Origin of the sequence: Alloyangia pacifica (assembly GCF_020524285.1) — a bacterium.
GTDB lineage: Bacteria > Pseudomonadota > Alphaproteobacteria > Rhodobacterales > Rhodobacteraceae > Salipiger > Salipiger pacificus_B.
The window spans coordinates 111,285-128,894 of record NZ_JAIVKX010000006.1 but is presented as its reverse complement, the minus strand read 5'-3'; the positions used below and the strand labels follow the sequence as shown (position 1 = coordinate 128,894).

Sequence of the window (17,610 nt, the reverse complement as noted above, 5' to 3'; positions counted from 1 at the left end):
GGACTACTCGGCGGCGGAGGCGGCCCGGGCCGCCTTCGACCGCGGGCCATTGCGGCCCGGACCTGGGACCGACTGGGGCCGATCCACAGAGGCGGGAAACCACAGGCGCGCACAGGTGCCCGGCCCGGCCTCGGGCGCGGCGAGCTCGAAATCACCGCCCGACTGCTCGGCGAAGCCGCGCAGCATCGCCAGCCCCAGCCCCGATCCCTGCCCGACGGGCTTGGTGGTGAAATAGGGCTCGCAGACCAGCGGCATCAGGTCCGGCGGGATGCCGCCGCCGGTGTCGCGAAGTTCGAAACAGACACCCGGCACCGTACCGCGCTGCACGGCGCTGGCCCGTAGCGTGATCGCTCCGCCCTCGGGCATCGCATCCCGCGCGTTGGACACCAGCTCCAGCAGGCAGGTCTGCAACTTCGGCCCGTCGACCCGGATCTGGGGAAGATCGGGGGCAACGTCGACCGTCACGCGGTGCTCCGGCCCGAGCAGGTCTTCGGCCCGCGCGGCCAGCCCCTCGAGCGCGGCCTCCGGCTGCATCGACACCGGCCTCAGCCGGGCGCAGCTTGCCATCGCCAGCAACTGGCCGGTCAGCTCGGCCCCGCGGCGCGCGGCGCGCTCCGCCTCGTCCATCAGCTCGTCGCGCTCGCTCTGCGTGGATGACAAGCGCGCAAGTTCCATGTTGCCGAGCACGGCGGTCAGCAGGTTGTTAAAATCATGCGCGATACCGCCAGTCAGCTGCTCGAGGGCACGGCCGCGGGCGGCGGCAAGCGCCTCGCCGATCGCCGCCTCCAGCGCCTCGCGCGTGCGCAGAACGCTCCAGGCGACACGGACGAAAAAGAGATAGCAGACCACCAGTGCCGCGCTCACCAGCAGGGTGTCCGGAGCGCCCGGTTGGACCCTCCAGAGCCAGGCCGCGCGCGCCAACACCCCCAGACCCATGAGCGCCAGGTCGAGCACCAGCAGAAGGCGCAGTTGCACCCGGTAAGTCAGCGTGTTGAGCAGCGCAACGAAAACGAAGAGCAGCGACAAGATGCGCAGCCCCGGATCCTCCTGAACCCAGAGCAGCATCCCCCCCGCGATATAGGCCAGCCCCGAGAGCACCAGCGTCGCCATCGGCAGCAGAAGACGCCGCCGGTAGCCCCGGTCGGGCAGCGCGCTCACCACCGCGGAATGGACACCGAGCGACAGCAGCATGCACCCGAGCCAGGGCAGCAGCAGCGGCACGTCCATGAAGGCCCAGATGGCCAGGGCGGCAGCGCTCACGAGGCCCACGCTCAGCAGCCCCTGCGAGCGGCGCAGCCCCTCGAGGGCGCGCAGCTCGGAAAACTCCAGGAGCTGGCCCGCAGGCGGGATCACCCCGGCCAGAGTGCCCGCCCGCCGCAACGCTTACTCCGCGGCCTGCGCTTTCGAGGCTTCCTCTGCCTCGATCTGGGCGGCCTTCTTCTCGACCTCCTCGACGATGTGGTCGATCATCTGGTCGTTCGACATCTTGTGGCTGGCCTTGCCCGCCAGGTAGACCATGCCCGAGCCCGCGCCGCCGCCGGTGAAGCCGACGTCGGTCATCAGCGCCTCGCCCGGCCCGTTCACGACGCAGCCGATGATCGACAGCGACATCGGCGTTTTGATGTGCTCGAGCCGCTCTTCCAGCGCCTCGACGGTCTTGATCACGTCGAAGCCCTGCCGCGCGCAGGACGGGCAGGAGATGATGTTCACGCCGCGGTGACGCAGCCCGAGCGATTTCAGGATCTCGTAGCCGACCTTGATCTCCTCGACCGGATCAGCCGAGAGCGAGACGCGCAGCGTGTCGCCGATGCCCATCCACAGAAGCTGGCCGAGGCCGATGGCGCTCTTGATGGTGCCCGAGGTCAGCCCGCCCGCCTCGGTGATGCCGAGGTGGATGGGCTTGTCGGTCGCCTCGGCCAGCCCCATGTAGGCCGCTGCCGAGAGGAAGACGTCCGAGGCTTTCACCGAGATCTTGAACTCGTGGAAGTCGTTGTCTTCGAGAATCCGGATGTGATCGAGCGCGCTTTCGACCATCGCCTCGGGACAGGGCTCTCCGTACTTCTCCAGCAGGTGCTTTTCCAGAGAGCCGCCGTTGACCCCGATGCGCATCGAGCAGCCGTTGTCGCGAGCCGCGGCGATCACCTCGCGTACGCGCTCGGGGCTGCCGATGTTGCCCGGGTTGATGCGCAGGCAGGCGGCGCCGGCCAGGGCGCTCTCGATGCCGCGCTTGTAGTGGAAATGGATGTCGGCGACGATCGGCACCGGGCTTTCGCGCACGATCTCCTTCAGCGCCTTCGAGCTGGCCTCGTCGGGCACCGAGACGCGCACGATGTCGGCCCCGGCTTCGGCGGCGCGCTGCACCTGCTCGATGGTGGCCTTGATGTCGGTGGTGACGGTGTTGGTCATGGTCTGCACCGAGATCGGTGCATCCCCGCCCACCGGCACGTTGCCCACCATGATCTGCCGGGACTTGCGGCGCTCGATGCTGCGCCAGGGGCGGATCGGGTTGTGGCTCATGAGCTTGAAGCCTCCTGAGGGCATGCGTTGGTATTCGGCCTCAACATAGCGCCCGCCGCCGCGTGAAACCAGAGGCCAGCGGCATCAGGCGGCCTATCCGGAAACGCAAAGATGTGAGGCCGGGATCAGTCCGCGCGCACCATGTCGCCGGTCAGCTCTGCCACGACCCGCGAAAGATCGGCGTCACGGCTGAGATCGGCGACCCGGAAGGCCGTCGTCAGGTGCTCGACCGAAAGCGGCAGGTTCTTGGTGACGGTGCCCGAGGCGCCGACCGGGCCGTAGGTCTGCCCGTTCACCGCGAAATAGACCGCGCCGGATTCGCCGACGCGCACATTGGCCGGATCCTGCGTGGCCGGGGCCGTCCAGGTGTCACCCGCGCGCATGGTCTTCTCGAAGATCACCGAGCCGTCCGCCGAGCGCACGCGCACCCAGGCCGGGCGCACCGCGATCATCGTCACGCCGGGGGCGCTGTCCTGCAGCACCTTGGGCGCGCCGGGCTGGGTGACCGACGGGGCGGCCTGCGCGAGCTGGCTCTGCGCCGCCGCAGGCACCGTGGCCTCGTTCAGCTTGGCGAGCACGCGCTGTAGATCACCGTCCTGCTGCGGATCGGCAGGCTGGTAAGCGGCGGTCACCACCTCGGGCACCAGCGCGACGTCGCGGGTCACCTGACCCTTCGGGCCGAGCGGGCCGAGGGTCTGGCCATTGGTGGCGAGATAAAGCGCACCCGACTCGCCCACGGTGAGGCTGGCTTCGCTCTGCCCCTCGGGCACGGTCCAGGTGTCGCCCGGCTCCATCACCCGCTCGTAGAGCACGTTGCCGCCACCGTCGCGGACCCGCACCCAGGCGGGGCGCACGGCGACCAGCGTCACGGCGTGCTTGTCGAGCACGCTCTGCGATTGCAGGGCGGCAGGCAGCGGCGCCGGAAGGCCGGCACTTTGCATCTCCGCCGCGGCAGAGGCGGTGTCCACCTGCGGCAGCTGGTTGCGCTCGGCCTGGGCGAAGGCGCCGACGGTCGACGGGTCCAGCGAGGAAATCGGCGCGTCACGCGCCACCAGCACCGGAACGTCCAGCGCCTTGGGACGGTAGAGCCGGTCCAGCGCCTCGTTCGACGGCGGCGAGAACGGGCCCGCGCCATCGGCGCTTGCGACCTGCTCGGAGCCGTCCTCGGAGGGCGCGGACGTGGCCTGCACCGGATCGAGGTCGCTCAGCACCAGCGGCGTCTGGTCCACCGGCGCGACCTGCACCCGCTGCACCTCGCGCAGCACCGCGTAGCCGCCGTAGCCGATGCCGCCCAGCAGGGCCACCAGCACCAGCAGCGAGCCGATCGCGCCGGGCTCGATCCGCGAGAAGAAGGACTCACCCGCCGGCACGAAAGGCATGCGGGGCTGTTCGAAGATGTCGCGCGCCATCGGCGCAGGCAGATCGCCCTGCCCCTTGCGGATCGTCGACGCCTTTTCGGACATGCCATGCGCGACGGCAAAGCCGCTCTCTTCACAGAACAGCCGGTAGCATTCGTCGGGGTCCATGCCGAGATAGCGGGCGTAGGAGCGCACGTAGCCGGCGATGAAGCCGGGCGTGTCGAAGGCCGAGGGATCGCAGTTCTCGATGGCGGCGATGTAGCTTGCCTTGATGCGCAACTCGCGCTGCACGTCGAGCAGCGATTTGCCCATGGTCGCGCGTTCGCCGCGCATGACGTCGCCGAGCTCGAGCGTGAAGTCGTCGAAGCCGCGCGGGCCTTCGTCGACATTCATCTCGTCATCAGACATACGAGGGGAATTACGCCCAATCATGCGTTCCGCCTTGTGCTCCACCGTCTCAGACTGCGCCTGCCAAATCGCGGCTCGCGATTCGGATCGCGGCCTTTATTAAGTCTAGGATAGCACAGAACAACTGAAATTACACAAAATCAGGGGGTCATCGGCGCGCTTCTGCGCAGGATGCATGGGTTTTCCCCGTTCCCCCACGGCAGTTTCCGGAACAAAGCGAGACCCCGCGATTTTGGAAACCGCGGGGCCACAATAGCGCTCCGTTAGCGCCGAATCTCGAGAGGGCGCGTGCCTCAGGCACTCAGCTCTTGACGGTTGAGCGCGCAGTGCGACCACAGCGCGTCCATCGCGTGGATCAGCTTGTCCATCTCATCCGGTCCGTGCACCGGCGAGGGGGTAAAGCGCAGGCGCTCGGTGCCGCGCGGCACGGTCGGGAAGTTGATCGGCTGCACGTAGATGCCGTAGCCCTCGAGCAGCATGTCCGACAGCTTCTTGGTGTGCACCGGGTTGCCGACGATCACCGGCACGATGTGCGAGCCGTGGTCGATGATCGGCATGCCGAGCCCCTTGAGCCGCAGCTTGAGGATCTTCGCCTGGGTCTGGTGCCGCTCGCGCAGCGCCTGGTCCTGCTTCAGGTGCGCGATCGACGCCGCAGCGCCCGCGGCCACCGCCGGCGGGATCGAGGTGGTGAAGATGAAGCCCGGCGCGTAGGAGCGCACGGCATCACACATTTTCTCGGACGCGGCGATGTAGCCGCCGAACACGCCGAAGGCCTTGCCTAGCGTGCCGTTGACGATGTCGATCCGGGGCAGCAGGTTGTCACGCTCGGCGACACCTCCGCCGCGCGGCCCGTACATGCCCACCGCGTGCACCTCGTCGAGATAGGTCAGCGCGCCGAACTCGTCGGCGAGATCGCAGATCGCCTCGATCGGTCCGAAGTCGCCGTCCATCGAATAGACCGATTCAAAGGCGATCAGCTTCGGCGCCGCGGGATCATCGGCCGCCATCAGCTCGCGCAGGTGCTGCACGTCGTTGTGGCGGAAGATGCGCTTGGCACCGCCGTTGCGCTTGATGCCCTCGATCATCGAGGCGTGGTTCAGCTCGTCCGAGTAGATGATCAGCCCGGGAAAGAGCTTCGGCAGGGTCGAGAGCGTCGCATCGTTGGCGATATAGGCCGAGGAGAAGACCAGCGCCGACTCCTTCTGGTGCAGGTCCGCAAGCTCGGCCTCGAGCCGCTTGTGATAGACCGTGGTGCCGGAGATGTTGCGCGTGCCGCCCGAGCCCGCGCCGGTGGCGTCGATGGCCTCGTGCATCGCGGCGAGCACCACCGGGTGCTGGCCCATCCCTAGGTAGTCGTTTCCGCACCACACCGTGATCGGCATCTCGCTGCCGTCCGGTTTGCGCCACGTTGCGTGCGGAAATCGGCCGTTCTTGCGTTCGATGTCGATGAAGGTGCGATAACGCCCCTCGGCGTGAAGACGGTCAAGGGCTTCGTCGAGCTTCGCGGTGTAGTCCACCGGTATCTCCTTCCTTCATCTCGTAGAGGCCGCGTTCGGCGCGGCACAATTGCGGTCTTGTACGGCCGCATTCATGGTCCAGAACCGATACCGCTCGCACCGGCGCATGTCCACGCTTTAGAATGAGACTAACCGTCGCGCCCTTGATTTGAATCAAGACTTTCGGACTAAGGTTTCAAGGGCAGGTTTCCCATAATGCTCGGATGCACCCAATAGGCACCGCCCCGCGACACCCGCGTATTGCGCATGCAACTCGCTATTGCCGCGTGCACCTGTGCGCTCTCGCCCTTGTTTTCAAGGGGGCCGCGGCGACGTTCCGCCAAGCTGTCCGCCCGCCGCCTGCGGTCTGGACAGTGCCGGGCCCGGTGATACCCTCCGCGCAACCCGAAAGAAGGAACCCCCTCAATGGCTCAAGAAAACGTGTCCCTCGACACAGTCCTCACCAAGATCGACGCCGATCTTCCGGTCGCACTCGACCGCCTGCTCGAGCTGCTGCGAATCCCTTCGATCTCGACCGACCCCGAGTACAAGGACGCCTGCGACAAGGCCGCGGACTGGCTGGTTGCCGATCTCGCCAGCATCGGCGTCGAGGCCAGCAAGCGCCCCACACCGGGCCATCCGATGGTGGTGGGCCACGTTGACGGGCCCGGCCCGCACGTGCTGTTCTACGGACACTATGATGTGCAGCCGGTCGATCCGCTGAACCTGTGGAACCGCGACCCCTTCGATCCGGCGATCGAGGAAACCCCCAAGGGCAAGGTGATCCGCGGCCGCGGCTCGTCGGACGACAAGGGCCAGCTGATGACCTTCATCGAGGCCTGCCGCGCCTGGAAGGCCGTGCATGGCTCCCTGCCCTGCAAGATCACCTTCTTCTTCGAGGGCGAGGAAGAGAGCGGCTCGCCGTCGCTGATCCCCTTCATGAAGGAGAACGCCGAGGAGCTGAAAGCCGAGATCGCGCTGATCTGCGACACCGGCCTGTTCCAGTCCAAGACCCCGGCGATCATCACCCGCCTGCGCGGGTTGCTGGGCGAAGAGCTGACCATCAAGGCGGCCGACAAGGATCTGCACTCGGGCATGTACGGCGGCGTCGCGATGAACCCGATCCGCGTGCTGACCAAGATCCTCGGCGGGCTCTTCGACGAGAACGGCACCATCCAGGTCCCCGAGATCTACGAAGGCGTGCCGGATCTGCCCGCGGAAATCCTCGAGCAGTGGAAGTCGCTGAACTTCGATGAAACGGCCTTCCTCGGCGGCGTCGGCCTGGCGCAGCCCGCAGGCGAGCAGGACCACCTGCCGATCGAGATGATCTGGTCGCGCCCGACCGCCGAGATCAACGGCATCTGGGGCGGTTACACCGGTGCGGGCTTCAAGACCGTGCTGCCCGCCGAGGCCTCGGCCAAGATCAGCTTCCGTCTCGTCGGCACGCAGGACCCGCAAGCGATCCGCAAGAACTTCCGCGCCTGGGTCGAGGCGCAGGTGCCGTCGGACTGCTCGGTCGAATGGAAGGACCACAGCTGTTCGCCAGCCTCCGAGATGAACACCACCCACCCCGGCTTCGAAGCGGCGCGCAAGGCGCTCGGCGACGAATGGGACGATCCGGCGGCCTACGCGGGCTGCGGCGGCTCGATCCCCATCGCCGGCTACTTCCAGAACATTCTCGGCATGGACGCTATGCTGGTGGGCTGGGGCAAGGATGACGACCAGCTGCACTCGCCAAACGAGAAGTACGACCTCGAATCCTTCCACAAGGGGATTCGCAGCTGGGCGCGGATCCTCGACGCCATGGCCAGCGCGAGCTGACATCTGAGCCAGCTTCTGGGCGGGGCGCTCAATTTTTTGCCCCGCCAACTCCCTGCGTTTGCAACCAATTTATAGAATTATGTCGCAAAGGCGACAAAGCCCGGACGCCTTATTTTTATGGGCGCACCGCGTGGCAATCCGAACGGATAGGTCGGCGCCGCAAACGGATGACGGAATTCGCCAAGAAGATATCCGGCACCAGACACATTCGTCGCCACATTTCGCCATAATCGCTTTCTAGCGTCGATTCCAACAGGGGTTCGAGCAGCCCCAGCTGGCAGAAAGCCCGCGACATCTGGCAGAAGGAGCTAGGACCATGAGAGCCTACGCAGTCCGGAAAATGACGCACGCAGATTTCGAAGCCCGCATCCGGCGCATCGATCCGCAATTCGCCAAGCACGGCGGAAGCGAAGCAGCCACCTCCCGCGCTTCGACCCGCCCGCTCGTCTCGGGCCTCTTCGGCTTCGCCTGGGCCGGCGTCATCATCGCCGTTGCGCGCAACCAGGACAGCCTCAAGTCGAGCCTCCTGCAGGGCAGCCTGCCGAGCGAGTACCACGTCTATGTCCTCGGCGCGGTCGCCGCGCTGCTCGCCGTTTCCGGCGTGCTGGTCATGATGCACCTGCTGCGCGCCATTGGCGGCCGCGGCACCGCCCGCGGCAATTCGGCGGGCGTTCTCACCGGCATTGCCGCCGCCGTCACGCTCAGCATGATCCCCGCGCAGACCTACGAGGCCGGGCTCGGCCTGCTGAACGAGAACTCGCGCGCCATGCTGGTCTCGGCCAGCAACTCGGTGCGGGCGACCAGCGGCCTTGAGATTCCCGGCGCAACTCTCGTGAGCGCCCTCGCAAACTGATCTGCCCCGGCCAAATGATCTCCCGTCGCGCTCCGGCCACCCGCCGCAGCAGTCGGCGCCAGGTAAGCCCGCGCGGACGAGCTGATCAGAACAGCCCCCAGAACCTTTCCGGCAGCACGAATTGCCTGTCCGCCTCGGGCCGATCGAACTGCCAATACCCGGTCTCGCCCCGCGGCTTCCAACTGCGATGCATGCGACGCCGCACCCGCGTGAAGTCGAAGGCTTCCGCCACCGGCAGCTTCGCGAAATCGTCGAAGACCACCCGATCCTCCCCCCGCGCTTCGGCGAACCAGTGCCGCCCGATGGCCGCCTGCTTCACCCCGACATCGAGCTCCTCCGTGACGCGATTGCGCCGGTCCATCGCCGCGACATACTGCGGAAAGTCGCAGTATTTCAGGTGAAAGAGGTAGAGCGGATCGGGCGTGAACAGCTTTGACGCCTGGCTGAAATGCCCACCCCGCGCGATCTTAGTGCCCAGCGAGATGACGCAGGGCTTGGAATAATGCGATGCCAGCCGAAGATGGCGCCGCGGGCCGAGGATGCTGTCCTGCAACGCCACAGGCTCGCAGTCGAGGCGATGGACCACCTCCAGACCCACCGGCGTCAGCACCCGCCGCAATGGCTGCTGCGCGAGGAAGTCCAGCAGGTTGCCCGCCGCCGGATCAAGCACCACCAATTCGTCGACATCGCCGACGATCACGTGTCGGTAGTAGCTGCGCAGCCCCGCCACCTGCCCGTTCAGCAACCGCCAGCGCTTCATGTCGAAGTTGGGATGCGGATCGCCGGGAATGCCGACGACATTGCAGCCCTCGGCCAGCGCGGCCACCTCTGCGCCGCGCCCATGGTTGATGATGTAACAGTTCTCCCGCCCCAGCAGACCGCCGTAGTGGCGCAGCCAGGCCTTCAGGAAAAACACATCGTCGCGCACCATGGTGACGGCGGCGGCCACGGTCTGCATCTGCTCGCTCCAACTCAACGGGGTCTTGCCTCGGGCCCAGCATAGCGCCCTGACAGCAAAAGAGAATCGCCAATCGTCGGTGCCACCGCTATCGTGCGGGAAAAACATGAGGCCGCGATGATCGCGCAGGAGTTCAGCAGCACCGGCTGGCAGGTCCACCAGCCCGCCCCCGGCATCACCCGCTACCAGGTGTTCGGCGAGCGCAGCTCCGGCACCAATTTCGTCAAGCGGCTGATCGGGCGCAATACGCCGCTCGCGCCGACCGAGGACCTGGGCTGGAAACACGGCTTCCCGCAGATGACCGTCATCCCGCAGGACACGCTCATCGTCTGCGTCACCCGCAATGCTGCGGACTGGGCGCGCTCGATGCATGCCAAGCCCTGGCATTGCCCGCCCGAGATGCAGCGGCTGGCCTTTTCCGACTTCATCCGCGCCGAATGGGCCACCATCGCCGACCGCCCCCGCTACTTCCCGCAGGTCGCGGCGCTCGGCGGCACAGGGCAGCCCCTGCAGCACGACCGCCACCCGCTGACCGGCGCGCCCTTCCCCGACCTCTTCGCCCTGCGCCGCGCGAAACTCGAGGGCCTCACCGGCTTCTTCAACCGCGGCTGCGCGCTGCTGTTCTGCCGCCTCGAGGCGGTGCAGGCGCAGCCCGAGGCGTTCCTGACCGACCTTCGCGCGGGCTTTGGTCTGAGCACGGGTGGCCCCTATCGCCCCGTCGTCAAGCGCCTCGGCAGCCGCTTCAAACCGGCAATTGACGCCCCGCGCCCCGAGACCCCGGCGGAGCTGTCCCCCGAAGACTTGGACGTCCTGCGCAGCCGCCTCGACCTCGGCCTCGAAGCGGCGCTCGGCTACAGCTACTGAACCTCGGCGGCCCGCCGCGCGCACGGGGTCTGTGCATCCGCGCAAATTGCGCTGCGGCGCGGCATCCCCGATCTTCGGGACAACCTCATCCCGAGCCCGGAGACCGTCGATGTCCCTCGCCAATACCAAGACCGCCTATGGTGCCGTCACCCGCAGCCTGCACTGGCTGACCGCGCTCGGCATCCTGATCATGATCCCGCTCGGCTGGATCGCCCACCTGGCACCCTGGGGCACCGAGGCCGAGCTGGCGACCAAGGCGCAGCTCTTCTCGGTGCACAAAACCATCGGCGTGGCGCTCTTCTTCCTCGCCCTCTTCCGCATCCTCTGGGCGCTGACGCAGCCAAAGCCCGCGCCGCTGCACCCCGAGCGCAAGGCCGAGAACTTTGCCGCCGAGACGGTGCATTGGCTGCTCTATTCGACGCTGGTGATCGTCCCGCTCTCGGGCTGGATCGAACACGCCGCCACCGAGGGCTTCGCGCCGATCCTCTGGCCCTTCGGGCAGGACCTGCCCTTCGTGCCCAATTCCGACAACGTGGCCGAGACCGCCGCCTCGGTACACTTCCTGTCGCAATGGCTGCTGGTCGCCTCGCTGGCGCTGCACATCGCCGGGGCATTGAAACACGCGGTGATCGACCGCGACGGCACGCTGGCGCGCATGCTGAAGGGTGCTCCGAGCGGCAGCCATTCCGGCAGGCACCACGTCTTCCGTCCGCTGCTCCTTGCGATCGCCGCCTGGGCCGCGCTGATCGGAGGCGGCGCCGCCGCGGGCATGTTCACCAGCGAAACCGCCCCCGAGGCTCCGAAGCTGGAGGCCGCGCAATCCGACTGGCAGGTGACCGAGGGCACGCTTGGCATCAGCCTCGTGCAGATGGGCAAGGAAATCGAGGGCAGCTTCGCCGACTGGACCGCCGAGATCGCCTTCGAACCGCGCGAGACCCCGGGCAAGGCCGGTGAGGTGACCGTGCAGATCGCCATTCCGACGCTGACCCTCGGCTCGGTGAGCAAGCAGGCCCTGGGCGCGGATTTCTTCGCCGCCGAAGACTACCCGACCGCCACCTTCCAGGCCGAGATCCAACGTGGCGAGACCGGCTACGAGGCCGAGGGCACGCTCACCCTGAAGGGCACCGAAGTGCCGGTCACCCTGCCCTTCGAGCTGACCCTCGAGGGCGAGACGGCCACCATGCAGGGCAGCACCAAGCTCGACCGCCGCAACTATGCCATCGGCGAGAGCATGGCCGACCCCGAGCAGCTCAGCTTCGACGTGCAGGTGAATGTGGCGCTGACCGCGACACGGAACTGACAGGCGGCGCGTCGGCCCGGCGCCGCTTCGGGCGGCACCGCTCGGCCGCGCGTATTTGGAAAGAGAAGAAGGGCGCGGGAAGTCTCGCGCCCTTCTTCCGTTTCAGCCCTTCTTTGCGTGTCAGCCCATCTGGCTCGACGGGGTGGAGAGCGACAGAGCCTTTTCCTCGTCGTCCATGTCCTCGACGATGCCCTCGAAGAGCGGCGTCGACATGTAGCGCTCACCGGTGTCGGGCAGCATGGCGAGGATCACCGTGCCCGGCTCGGCGGTCTCGGCGATCTTCATGGCGATGGCGAAGGTCGACCCGCCCGACACGCCGGTGAGAATGCCCTCCTTCATCGCCAGCTTCTTCGCCCAGGCGATGCCATCCGGGCCCGCCACGGGGATCAGCTCGTCATAGGCGCCCGCGTCGAGCCCCTCCTGCAACACGGCGGGGATGAAATCCGGGGTCCAGCCCTGGATCGGGTGCGGCTCGAAGGCGCTGTGGCTCTCGGTCGGCGAGCCATCCTCGGCCCGGCCCTGCGCGATGCCGCTCCCGACCAGCTGCGCGTTCGCGGGCTCCGACAGGATGATCTTGGTCTCGGGACGCTCCTTGCGCAGCACGCGGGCGACGCCGGTGACCGTGCCGCCGGTGCCGTAGCCGGTGACGAAATAGTCGAGCCGCTTGCCGCCGAAATCATTGACGATCTCGCGCCCGGTGGTGGCCTCGTGCACCGCGGCATTGGCCTCGGTCTCGAACTGGCGGGCGAGGAACCAGCCGTTCTTCTCGGCCAGTTCCACCGCCTTGCGGTACATGCCGAAGCCCTTCTCGGCGCGCGGCGTCAGCACCACCTTGGCGCCGAGCATGCGCATCAGCTTGCGGCGCTCGATCGAGAAACTGTCGGCCATGGTCACCACCAGCGGGTAACCCCTGGCGGCGCAGACCATGGCCAGCCCGATGCCGGTGTTGCCGGAGGTCGCCTCGACCACGGTCTGGCCCGGCTTCAGCGTGCCGTTCTTCTCGGCAGTCTCGATGATGCTCATCGCCAGCCGGTCCTTGACCGAGGCGGCGGGGTTGAAGAATTCAGTCTTCACGTAGATCTCGACGCCCTCCGGCGCGAGGTGGTTGATCCGCACGATGGGCGTGTTGCCCACGGTGTCGACGATGCTGTCGTAGAGCCGGCCGCGGCCGATGGTGTCGCTGGGCGTCGATGCGTCCATGGTCTCACTCCCTGTGATGGTTCCGTAGGGTCACCTTAGCGCAATCCGCCGCGCCGCGCTCGGACAGTCGGGTTGCAAAGGTTTCAGCTCGGCGCACGATCGTTTCAGTCCGCAGCGGCACCGCTGTCCCGGCGGCAGGAATTCCCGCACCGCACGCGCGTGCCATCTGGCCCGGCGCGCGCGCGCGTGCTAACGCCCCTGACATGACCCAGATCACGCTCCGCCGCCCCGACGACTGGCACCTGCACCTCCGCGATGGCGAGATGCTGGCCGGCATCGCCCCCGAATCCGCTCGCCACTTCGGCCGGGCGATCATCATGCCCAACCTCGTGCCCCCCGTGGTCACCGGGGAGGACGCCGCCGCCTACCGCGAACGCATCCTGACGGCCCTGCCCGAAGGCAGCAACTTCACGCCGCTGATGACGCTCTACCTCACCGAGACCACCGACCCGGCGGATGTCGCCGCGGCGCATGCCTCGGGGCTCGTCACCGCGCTCAAACTCTACCCGGCGGGTGCCACCACCAACTCCGCCTCCGGCGTGCGCGATTTCGACAAGGTGCGCCCGGTGCTCGAGCTGATGGCCGAGAAGGGCATCCCGCTCTGCGTGCATGGCGAGGTGGTGGACAGCGACATCGACATCTTCGACCGCGAAGCCGTCTTCATCGACCGCGTGCTCGATCCGATCCGCCGCGCCACCCCGGGCCTGCGCGTGGTCATGGAGCACATCACCACCAAGCAGGGCGTCGACTATGCCCGCGCCGGCGGTGACGATCTGGGCGCGACGATCACCACGCACCACCTGGTGATCAACCGCAACCACATCCTCGTCGGTGGCATCAAGCCGCATTACTACTGCCTGCCCGTCGCCAAGCGCGAGGAGCACCGGCTGGCCCTGCGCGAGGCCGCGACCTCGGGCGATGCCAGCTTCTTCCTCGGCACCGACAGCGCGCCCCACGCCGATCCGGCCAAGGAAAGTGCCTGCGGCTGCGCCGGCTGCTTCACCGCCACCAACACGCTGTCGATCCTCGCCGAGGTCTTCGAGCAGGACGGGGCGCTCGACAAGCTCGAGGCCTTCGCCTCGCGCAATGGCCCAGCCTTCTACCGCCTGCCGGTGAGCGAGGAGACGGTGACCCTGACCAAGGGCGAACCCGTCACCTACCCGGGCAAGATCGAGACCGGCGCCGGGCCGGTGACCGTCTTCGATCCGGGCATGCCGCTGCACTGGCGGGTCGAAGCCTGAGCCTGTCGCGCGGGGGTACACCGCTCCCGCGCGCTTCCCAACTTCGGGAAAAGCCGAAAGAGCGCGCTGCCGTGCCGTGCGCCCTTCCCGCGCCGCCGCTTTCGCGCTAAGGCGGGCGCGGTTTTTCAAAGGAGCTGCCCCATGATCCCCTCGTCCTATCCCTCGCAAGAAGAAATGGCCCGGCTGACCGCCCGGATGCTCTGGGAGATCGGCGCGGTGCACTTCATGGGCGACGAGCCCTTCAAGCTCGCCTCCGGCCTGCCCTCGCCGGTCTATATCGACTGCCGCACGCCGATCTCGCACCCGCGCATCCGCTCGACGCTGATGGACTTCCTGACCGTCACCGTCATGCGCAACGCCGGCTTCGAGGCCTTCGACAACATCGCCGGCGGCGAGACCGCGGGCATCCCCTTCGCCGCGCTGGTGGCCGAGCGCATGGCGCTGCCGATGACCTACGTGCGCAAGAAGCCCAAGGGCTACGGCCGCAACGCCCGCATCGAGGGCAAGATGACCGAAGGCCAGCGCGTGCTTCTGGTCGAGGATCTGACCACCGACGGTGGCTCCAAGCTCAGCTTCGTCGATGCCATCCGCGAGACCGGCGCGACCTGCGCCCACACCGCGGTGATCTTCTACTACGGCATTTTCCCCGAGACGACGAAGACCCTCGGCGATCACGGCGTCGAGCTGCACTACCTCTGCACCTGGCACGACGTGCTGGCCGAGGCCAAGGAACGCGGCGGTTTCGAGCCCGCAACGCTGGCGGCGGTCGAGGCCTTCCTCGAAGACCCGCGTAAATGGCAGGCGGAAAACGGCGCATAAGCAGATTTTTCGCGGGCGGGGACTCTCTGCCCCTGCCCGCACCTTCGCACCAAATGTTGCGAAACATCCCGGGTCTGCTACGATATCTTCAAGAGCAGGCGCGGGAGCCGGGCGTATTTCCGGTTATCCCGAAACAGTCCACAGAGATTTCCAGATTGGTCCGTTGCCCGCGGCGCGTTATGACGCTCGCACCTGCGGGACTCGGGGGAGCCGGTGGGGATACCTTAGGGACACAAGAAGACGTCGGGCCATGCGAAAGGGCCATTGCGACGGGTCCGAAGAGTCAGGGCCAAGGGGACAGGCATGAACGATCAAAGCGTATTCAACGCCACCGGCGTCGAGGTCGAGCAGGCCGACACGATGCCGCATTCGATTGAGGCCGAGCAGCAGCTGCTCGGCGCGATCCTGACCAATAACGACGTCTACGACCGCGTCGCGGCCATCCTCGGCCCGCACCATTTCTACGACCCGGTGCACCGCCGCATCTTCGAGATCTCGGCGGCCCGCATCGCCAAGAACAACCTCGCCTCGCCGGTGACGCTCAAGGCGTTCATGGAGGACGACGAGGGGCTCAAGGAACTGGGAGGCCCGGCCTATCTCGCCCGCCTCGCCGGCGCCGCGGTCTCGAGCTTTGCGGTGCGCGACTACGCGCAGATGATCTACGATCTCGCGGTGCGCCGCGATCTCATCCGGCTCGGCCGCGACATTTCGGACCGCGCCACCAAGGTCGACGTGAAATCCGAGCCGCGCGAGCAGATCGTGCAGGCCGAGCAGGCGCTCTACAAGCTCGCCGAGCAGGGCCAGACCGAGGGCGGCTTCCAGTCCTTCCTGCGCGCGGTCACCGACGCGGTGAACGTCGCCAACGCCGCCTACCAGCGCGAGGGCGGGCTTGCCGGCGTTTCCACCGGCCTCATCGACATGGACAAGAAGCTGGGCGGGCTGCACCCCTCCGACCTTCTGATCCTCGCCGGCCGCCCCTCGATGGGCAAGACCTCGCTCGCCACCAACATCGCCTTCAACATCGCCAAGGCCTACAAGAAGGGCACCCGCCCCGACGGCACCGAGGGCGCGATCGAGGGCGGCGTCGTGGGCTTCTACTCGCTGGAAATGAGCGCCGAGCAGCTCGCTGCGCGTATCCTGTCGGAAGCCGCCGAGGTGCCGTCGGAGCAGATCCGCCGCGGCGACATGACCGAGGCCGAGTTCCGCCGCTTCGTGGATGCCGCGAAGAGCCTCGAGGCCTGCCCGCTGTTCATCGACGACACGCCGGCGATCCCGATCGCCCAGCTCGCCGCCCGCGCCCGGCGCCTAAAGCGCACCCACGGGCTCGACGTGCTGATGGTCGACTACCTGCAGCTGGTGCGCGGCACCGCAGAGAACCGGGTCAACGAGATCGCCGAGATCTCCATGGGTCTCAAGGCCATCGCCAAGGAACTCAACATCCCGGTCATCGCCCTGTCGCAGCTCTCGCGCCAGGTGGAAAGCCGCGAGGACAAGCGCCCGCAGCTGTCGGACCTGCGGGAATCGGGCTCGATCGAACAGGACGCTGACGTGGTGATGTTCGTGTTCCGCGAGGAATATTACGTCGAACGCGAGAAACCCTCGGACGACCGGCTCGACGAGATGGCCGCCTGGCAGGAGCGCATGGAGCGTCTGCACGGCAAGGCCGAGGTGATCATCGGCAAGCAGCGTCACGGCCCGATCGGCACGGTGGAACTCAGCTTCGAGGGCCGTTTCACCCGCTTCGGCAACCTCGTGCGCCCCTGGCAGAACGGCGAAGGCGACAACTTCTGAGCCGCGCACCAGCGGTTGCGGCAACGGCGCGCGCGGGGCAGGAGAACCTTGATTTCCGGCGCCGCGCCCCCTAGATTCAAAGGGCAAGCAGGAAGGAAAGCCTCATGACCGGACCGGATCCCATCATCATCTGACCTTCACCGGGCAGCGCATTCGTGGCTACGACGTGGCTCGGCGCTGCCTTTTCGTGTCTGGCCTCTTCGTATCTGGCCTCTCCGCTTTTCGCTTCTCGCTTTCCGACCAGCCTGACACCCGGCCCGGCACCTAGCCTAGCCAGTACCTAGCCTAGTCTGAGTGCCTGCCGCGCCTGAACGCATCGATTTTTCCTTCCAACTCAACTCTTTGCACAGCCAGTTCCGCCAGCGACCGGGCATCGTCGAAACGGAACCTCTCGAGGCCAAGCGCCCGGTGATCCTGCGCGAGGCTGCCGAGCAATTCCTGCCCGCAGGCTGCCGCATCGCTGGCGCTCTCGATGATCAGCGCGATCACCTTGACCCGCGACTCCGGCGACAGCGTCAGGTAGCTGGGCTGCTGAACACCCTCGATCTGCACCCGGATCTTCTCCAGAAGGCCGTAGAAATTCACCGTCTGGTGCAGCGCCCCGTCGGCGATATTGTGCACCTCGCTGATCCGCGTGCGGTAGATTTCCGTGTGCCGCGCATCGGTGATGTGGGGGATCAGCGCGCGATCTTCCCGGAAGCGCTTCAGCAGGTCCGCCTCCGACGGCGAGCGTTTCAGGAAGCGCTCCATGTCCCGCGTGTTGAAGTCGATCTCGGCAAAGAGCGCCCGCACGAGACTGTCCTGCTGCTTCCTGCGCCGCCGCTCCTCGCGCTCGTCGTCGATGAGCCGTTTCACGAACCAGGCAAGGAAGCCGAGGGTCGGCGCGAGGAAGGCCAGGAAGAACCTGATATCCACATCTTCCATCTCGGAAATTCCTGCCTCTGCCCGTCTCTTGCCGAAAATGCAGAATGAAGAACTTCCGCC

Annotated in this window: 14 protein-coding genes; 7 read left to right on the top strand and 7 right to left on the bottom strand. The window is 67.0% G+C overall.

Going from position 1 to position 17,610, the window contains the following annotated elements; all coding sequences use genetic code 11:
• Positions 1–3: 3 nt before the first annotated feature.
• From LC039_RS10110 to hemA, 4 genes are all read right to left on the bottom strand, one after another.
• On the bottom strand, positions 4–1,380 hold the full coding sequence (locus LC039_RS10110; protein WP_226623787.1) for a sensor histidine kinase: 1,377 nt from the start codon (positions 1,378–1,380) through the stop codon (positions 4–6).
• Between the two features lie 3 nt (positions 1,381–1,383).
• The gene (ispG, locus tag LC039_RS10105; RefSeq protein WP_226623785.1) at positions 1,384–2,517 is read right to left on the bottom strand and encodes a flavodoxin-dependent (E)-4-hydroxy-3-methylbut-2-enyl-diphosphate synthase; all 1,134 of its coding nucleotides are present in this window, start codon (positions 2,515–2,517) and stop codon (positions 1,384–1,386) included.
• A gap of 125 nt (positions 2,518–2,642) precedes the next feature.
• On the bottom strand, positions 2,643–4,283 hold the full coding sequence (locus LC039_RS10100; RefSeq protein WP_226623783.1) for a helix-turn-helix domain-containing protein: 1,641 nt from the start codon (positions 4,281–4,283) through the stop codon (positions 2,643–2,645).
• Positions 4,284–4,576: 293 nt separating this feature from the next.
• On the bottom strand, positions 4,577–5,800 hold the full coding sequence (gene hemA, locus LC039_RS10095) for a 5-aminolevulinate synthase (RefSeq protein ID WP_226623782.1): 1,224 nt from the start codon (positions 5,798–5,800) through the stop codon (positions 4,577–4,579).
• A 420-nt stretch (positions 5,801–6,220) separates the two neighbouring features.
• On the opposite strand from hemA, the gene LC039_RS10090 reads away from it, so the two are divergent.
• Positions 6,221–7,600 (top strand): M20/M25/M40 family metallo-hydrolase, encoded by a 1,380-nt coding sequence (locus LC039_RS10090; RefSeq protein WP_226623780.1) that lies wholly within the window; start codon positions 6,221–6,223, stop codon positions 7,598–7,600.
• Between the two features lie 340 nt (positions 7,601–7,940).
• Positions 7,941–8,453, top strand: coding sequence for a hypothetical protein (locus LC039_RS10085; RefSeq protein ID WP_226623778.1), 513 nt, complete (start codon positions 7,941–7,943; stop codon positions 8,451–8,453).
• Positions 8,454–8,538: 85 nt separating this feature from the next.
• On the opposite strand, the gene LC039_RS10080 is transcribed toward LC039_RS10085, so the two are convergent.
• Positions 8,539–9,519 (bottom strand): glycosyltransferase family 2 protein, encoded by a 981-nt coding sequence (locus LC039_RS10080; RefSeq protein ID WP_319003714.1) that lies wholly within the window; start codon positions 9,517–9,519, stop codon positions 8,539–8,541.
• A 9-nt stretch (positions 9,520–9,528) separates the two neighbouring features.
• Between LC039_RS10080 and LC039_RS10075 the strand changes: the two genes are divergently transcribed.
• Complete coding sequence (locus tag LC039_RS10075; protein ID WP_226623776.1) at positions 9,529–10,275, top strand: hypothetical protein; 747 nt, start codon at positions 9,529–9,531, stop codon at positions 10,273–10,275.
• Between the two features lie 109 nt (positions 10,276–10,384).
• Entirely contained in the window at positions 10,385–11,575 is a 1,191-nt protein-coding gene (locus tag LC039_RS10070; RefSeq protein WP_226623774.1) for a cytochrome b/b6 domain-containing protein, read from the top strand.
• A 120-nt stretch (positions 11,576–11,695) separates the two neighbouring features.
• Here the strand turns inward: LC039_RS10070 and cysK are convergent, their stop codons facing one another.
• Complete coding sequence (gene cysK, locus LC039_RS10065) at positions 11,696–12,775, bottom strand: cysteine synthase A (protein WP_226623772.1); 1,080 nt, start codon at positions 12,773–12,775, stop codon at positions 11,696–11,698.
• Positions 12,776–12,978: 203 nt separating this feature from the next.
• Here cysK and pyrC point away from each other — a divergent pair, with 203 nt between their 5' ends.
• The 3 genes from pyrC (at position 12,979) to LC039_RS10050 (ending at position 16,626) form a co-directional block, all read left to right on the top strand.
• A complete protein-coding gene (pyrC, locus tag LC039_RS10060) occupies positions 12,979–14,016 on the top strand; it encodes a dihydroorotase (RefSeq protein ID WP_226623770.1) in 1,038 nt (345 codons plus the stop codon).
• 141 nt (positions 14,017–14,157) lie between these two features.
• On the top strand, positions 14,158–14,835 hold the full coding sequence (locus LC039_RS10055) for an orotate phosphoribosyltransferase (protein WP_224899349.1): 678 nt from the start codon (positions 14,158–14,160) through the stop codon (positions 14,833–14,835).
• 303 nt (positions 14,836–15,138) lie between these two features.
• Positions 15,139–16,626 carry a replicative DNA helicase gene (locus tag LC039_RS10050; RefSeq protein ID WP_226623768.1) on the top strand — a complete coding sequence of 496 codons (1,488 nt, stop codon included), beginning with the start codon at positions 15,139–15,141 and terminating at the stop codon, positions 16,624–16,626.
• Between the two features lie 285 nt (positions 16,627–16,911).
• On the opposite strand, the gene LC039_RS10045 is transcribed toward LC039_RS10050, so the two are convergent.
• On the bottom strand, positions 16,912–17,550 hold the full coding sequence (locus tag LC039_RS10045; protein WP_226623761.1) for a hypothetical protein: 639 nt from the start codon (positions 17,548–17,550) through the stop codon (positions 16,912–16,914).
• Positions 17,551–17,610 lie beyond the last annotated feature (60 nt).

What these genes read in the sequence shown, in the direction of transcription:
- LC039_RS10080 (WP_319003714.1), bottom strand. Translation starts at nt 9,519, where the DNA reads ATGTTTTTCCCGCACGATAGCGGTGGCACCGACGATTGGCGATTCTCT.
- LC039_RS10050 (WP_226623768.1), top strand. Translation starts at nt 15,139, where the DNA reads ATGAACGATCAAAGCGTATTCAACGCCACCGGCGTCGAGGTCGAGCAG.
- LC039_RS10100 (WP_226623783.1), bottom strand. Translation starts at nt 4,283, where the DNA reads ATGTCTGATGACGAGATGAATGTCGACGAAGGCCCGCGCGGCTTCGAC.
- ispG (WP_226623785.1), bottom strand. Translation starts at nt 2,517, where the DNA reads ATGAGCCACAACCCGATCCGCCCCTGGCGCAGCATCGAGCGCCGCAAG.
- cysK (WP_226623772.1), bottom strand. Translation starts at nt 12,775, where the DNA reads ATGGACGCATCGACGCCCAGCGACACCATCGGCCGCGGCCGGCTCTAC.
- LC039_RS10055 (WP_224899349.1), top strand. Translation starts at nt 14,158, where the DNA reads ATGATCCCCTCGTCCTATCCCTCGCAAGAAGAAATGGCCCGGCTGACC.
- LC039_RS10085 (WP_226623778.1), top strand. Translation starts at nt 7,941, where the DNA reads ATGACGCACGCAGATTTCGAAGCCCGCATCCGGCGCATCGATCCGCAA.
- LC039_RS10075 (WP_226623776.1), top strand. Translation starts at nt 9,529, where the DNA reads ATGATCGCGCAGGAGTTCAGCAGCACCGGCTGGCAGGTCCACCAGCCC.
- pyrC (WP_226623770.1), top strand. Translation starts at nt 12,979, where the DNA reads ATGACCCAGATCACGCTCCGCCGCCCCGACGACTGGCACCTGCACCTC.
- LC039_RS10045 (WP_226623761.1), bottom strand. Translation starts at nt 17,550, where the DNA reads ATGGAAGATGTGGATATCAGGTTCTTCCTGGCCTTCCTCGCGCCGACC.
- LC039_RS10070 (WP_226623774.1), top strand. Translation starts at nt 10,385, where the DNA reads ATGTCCCTCGCCAATACCAAGACCGCCTATGGTGCCGTCACCCGCAGC.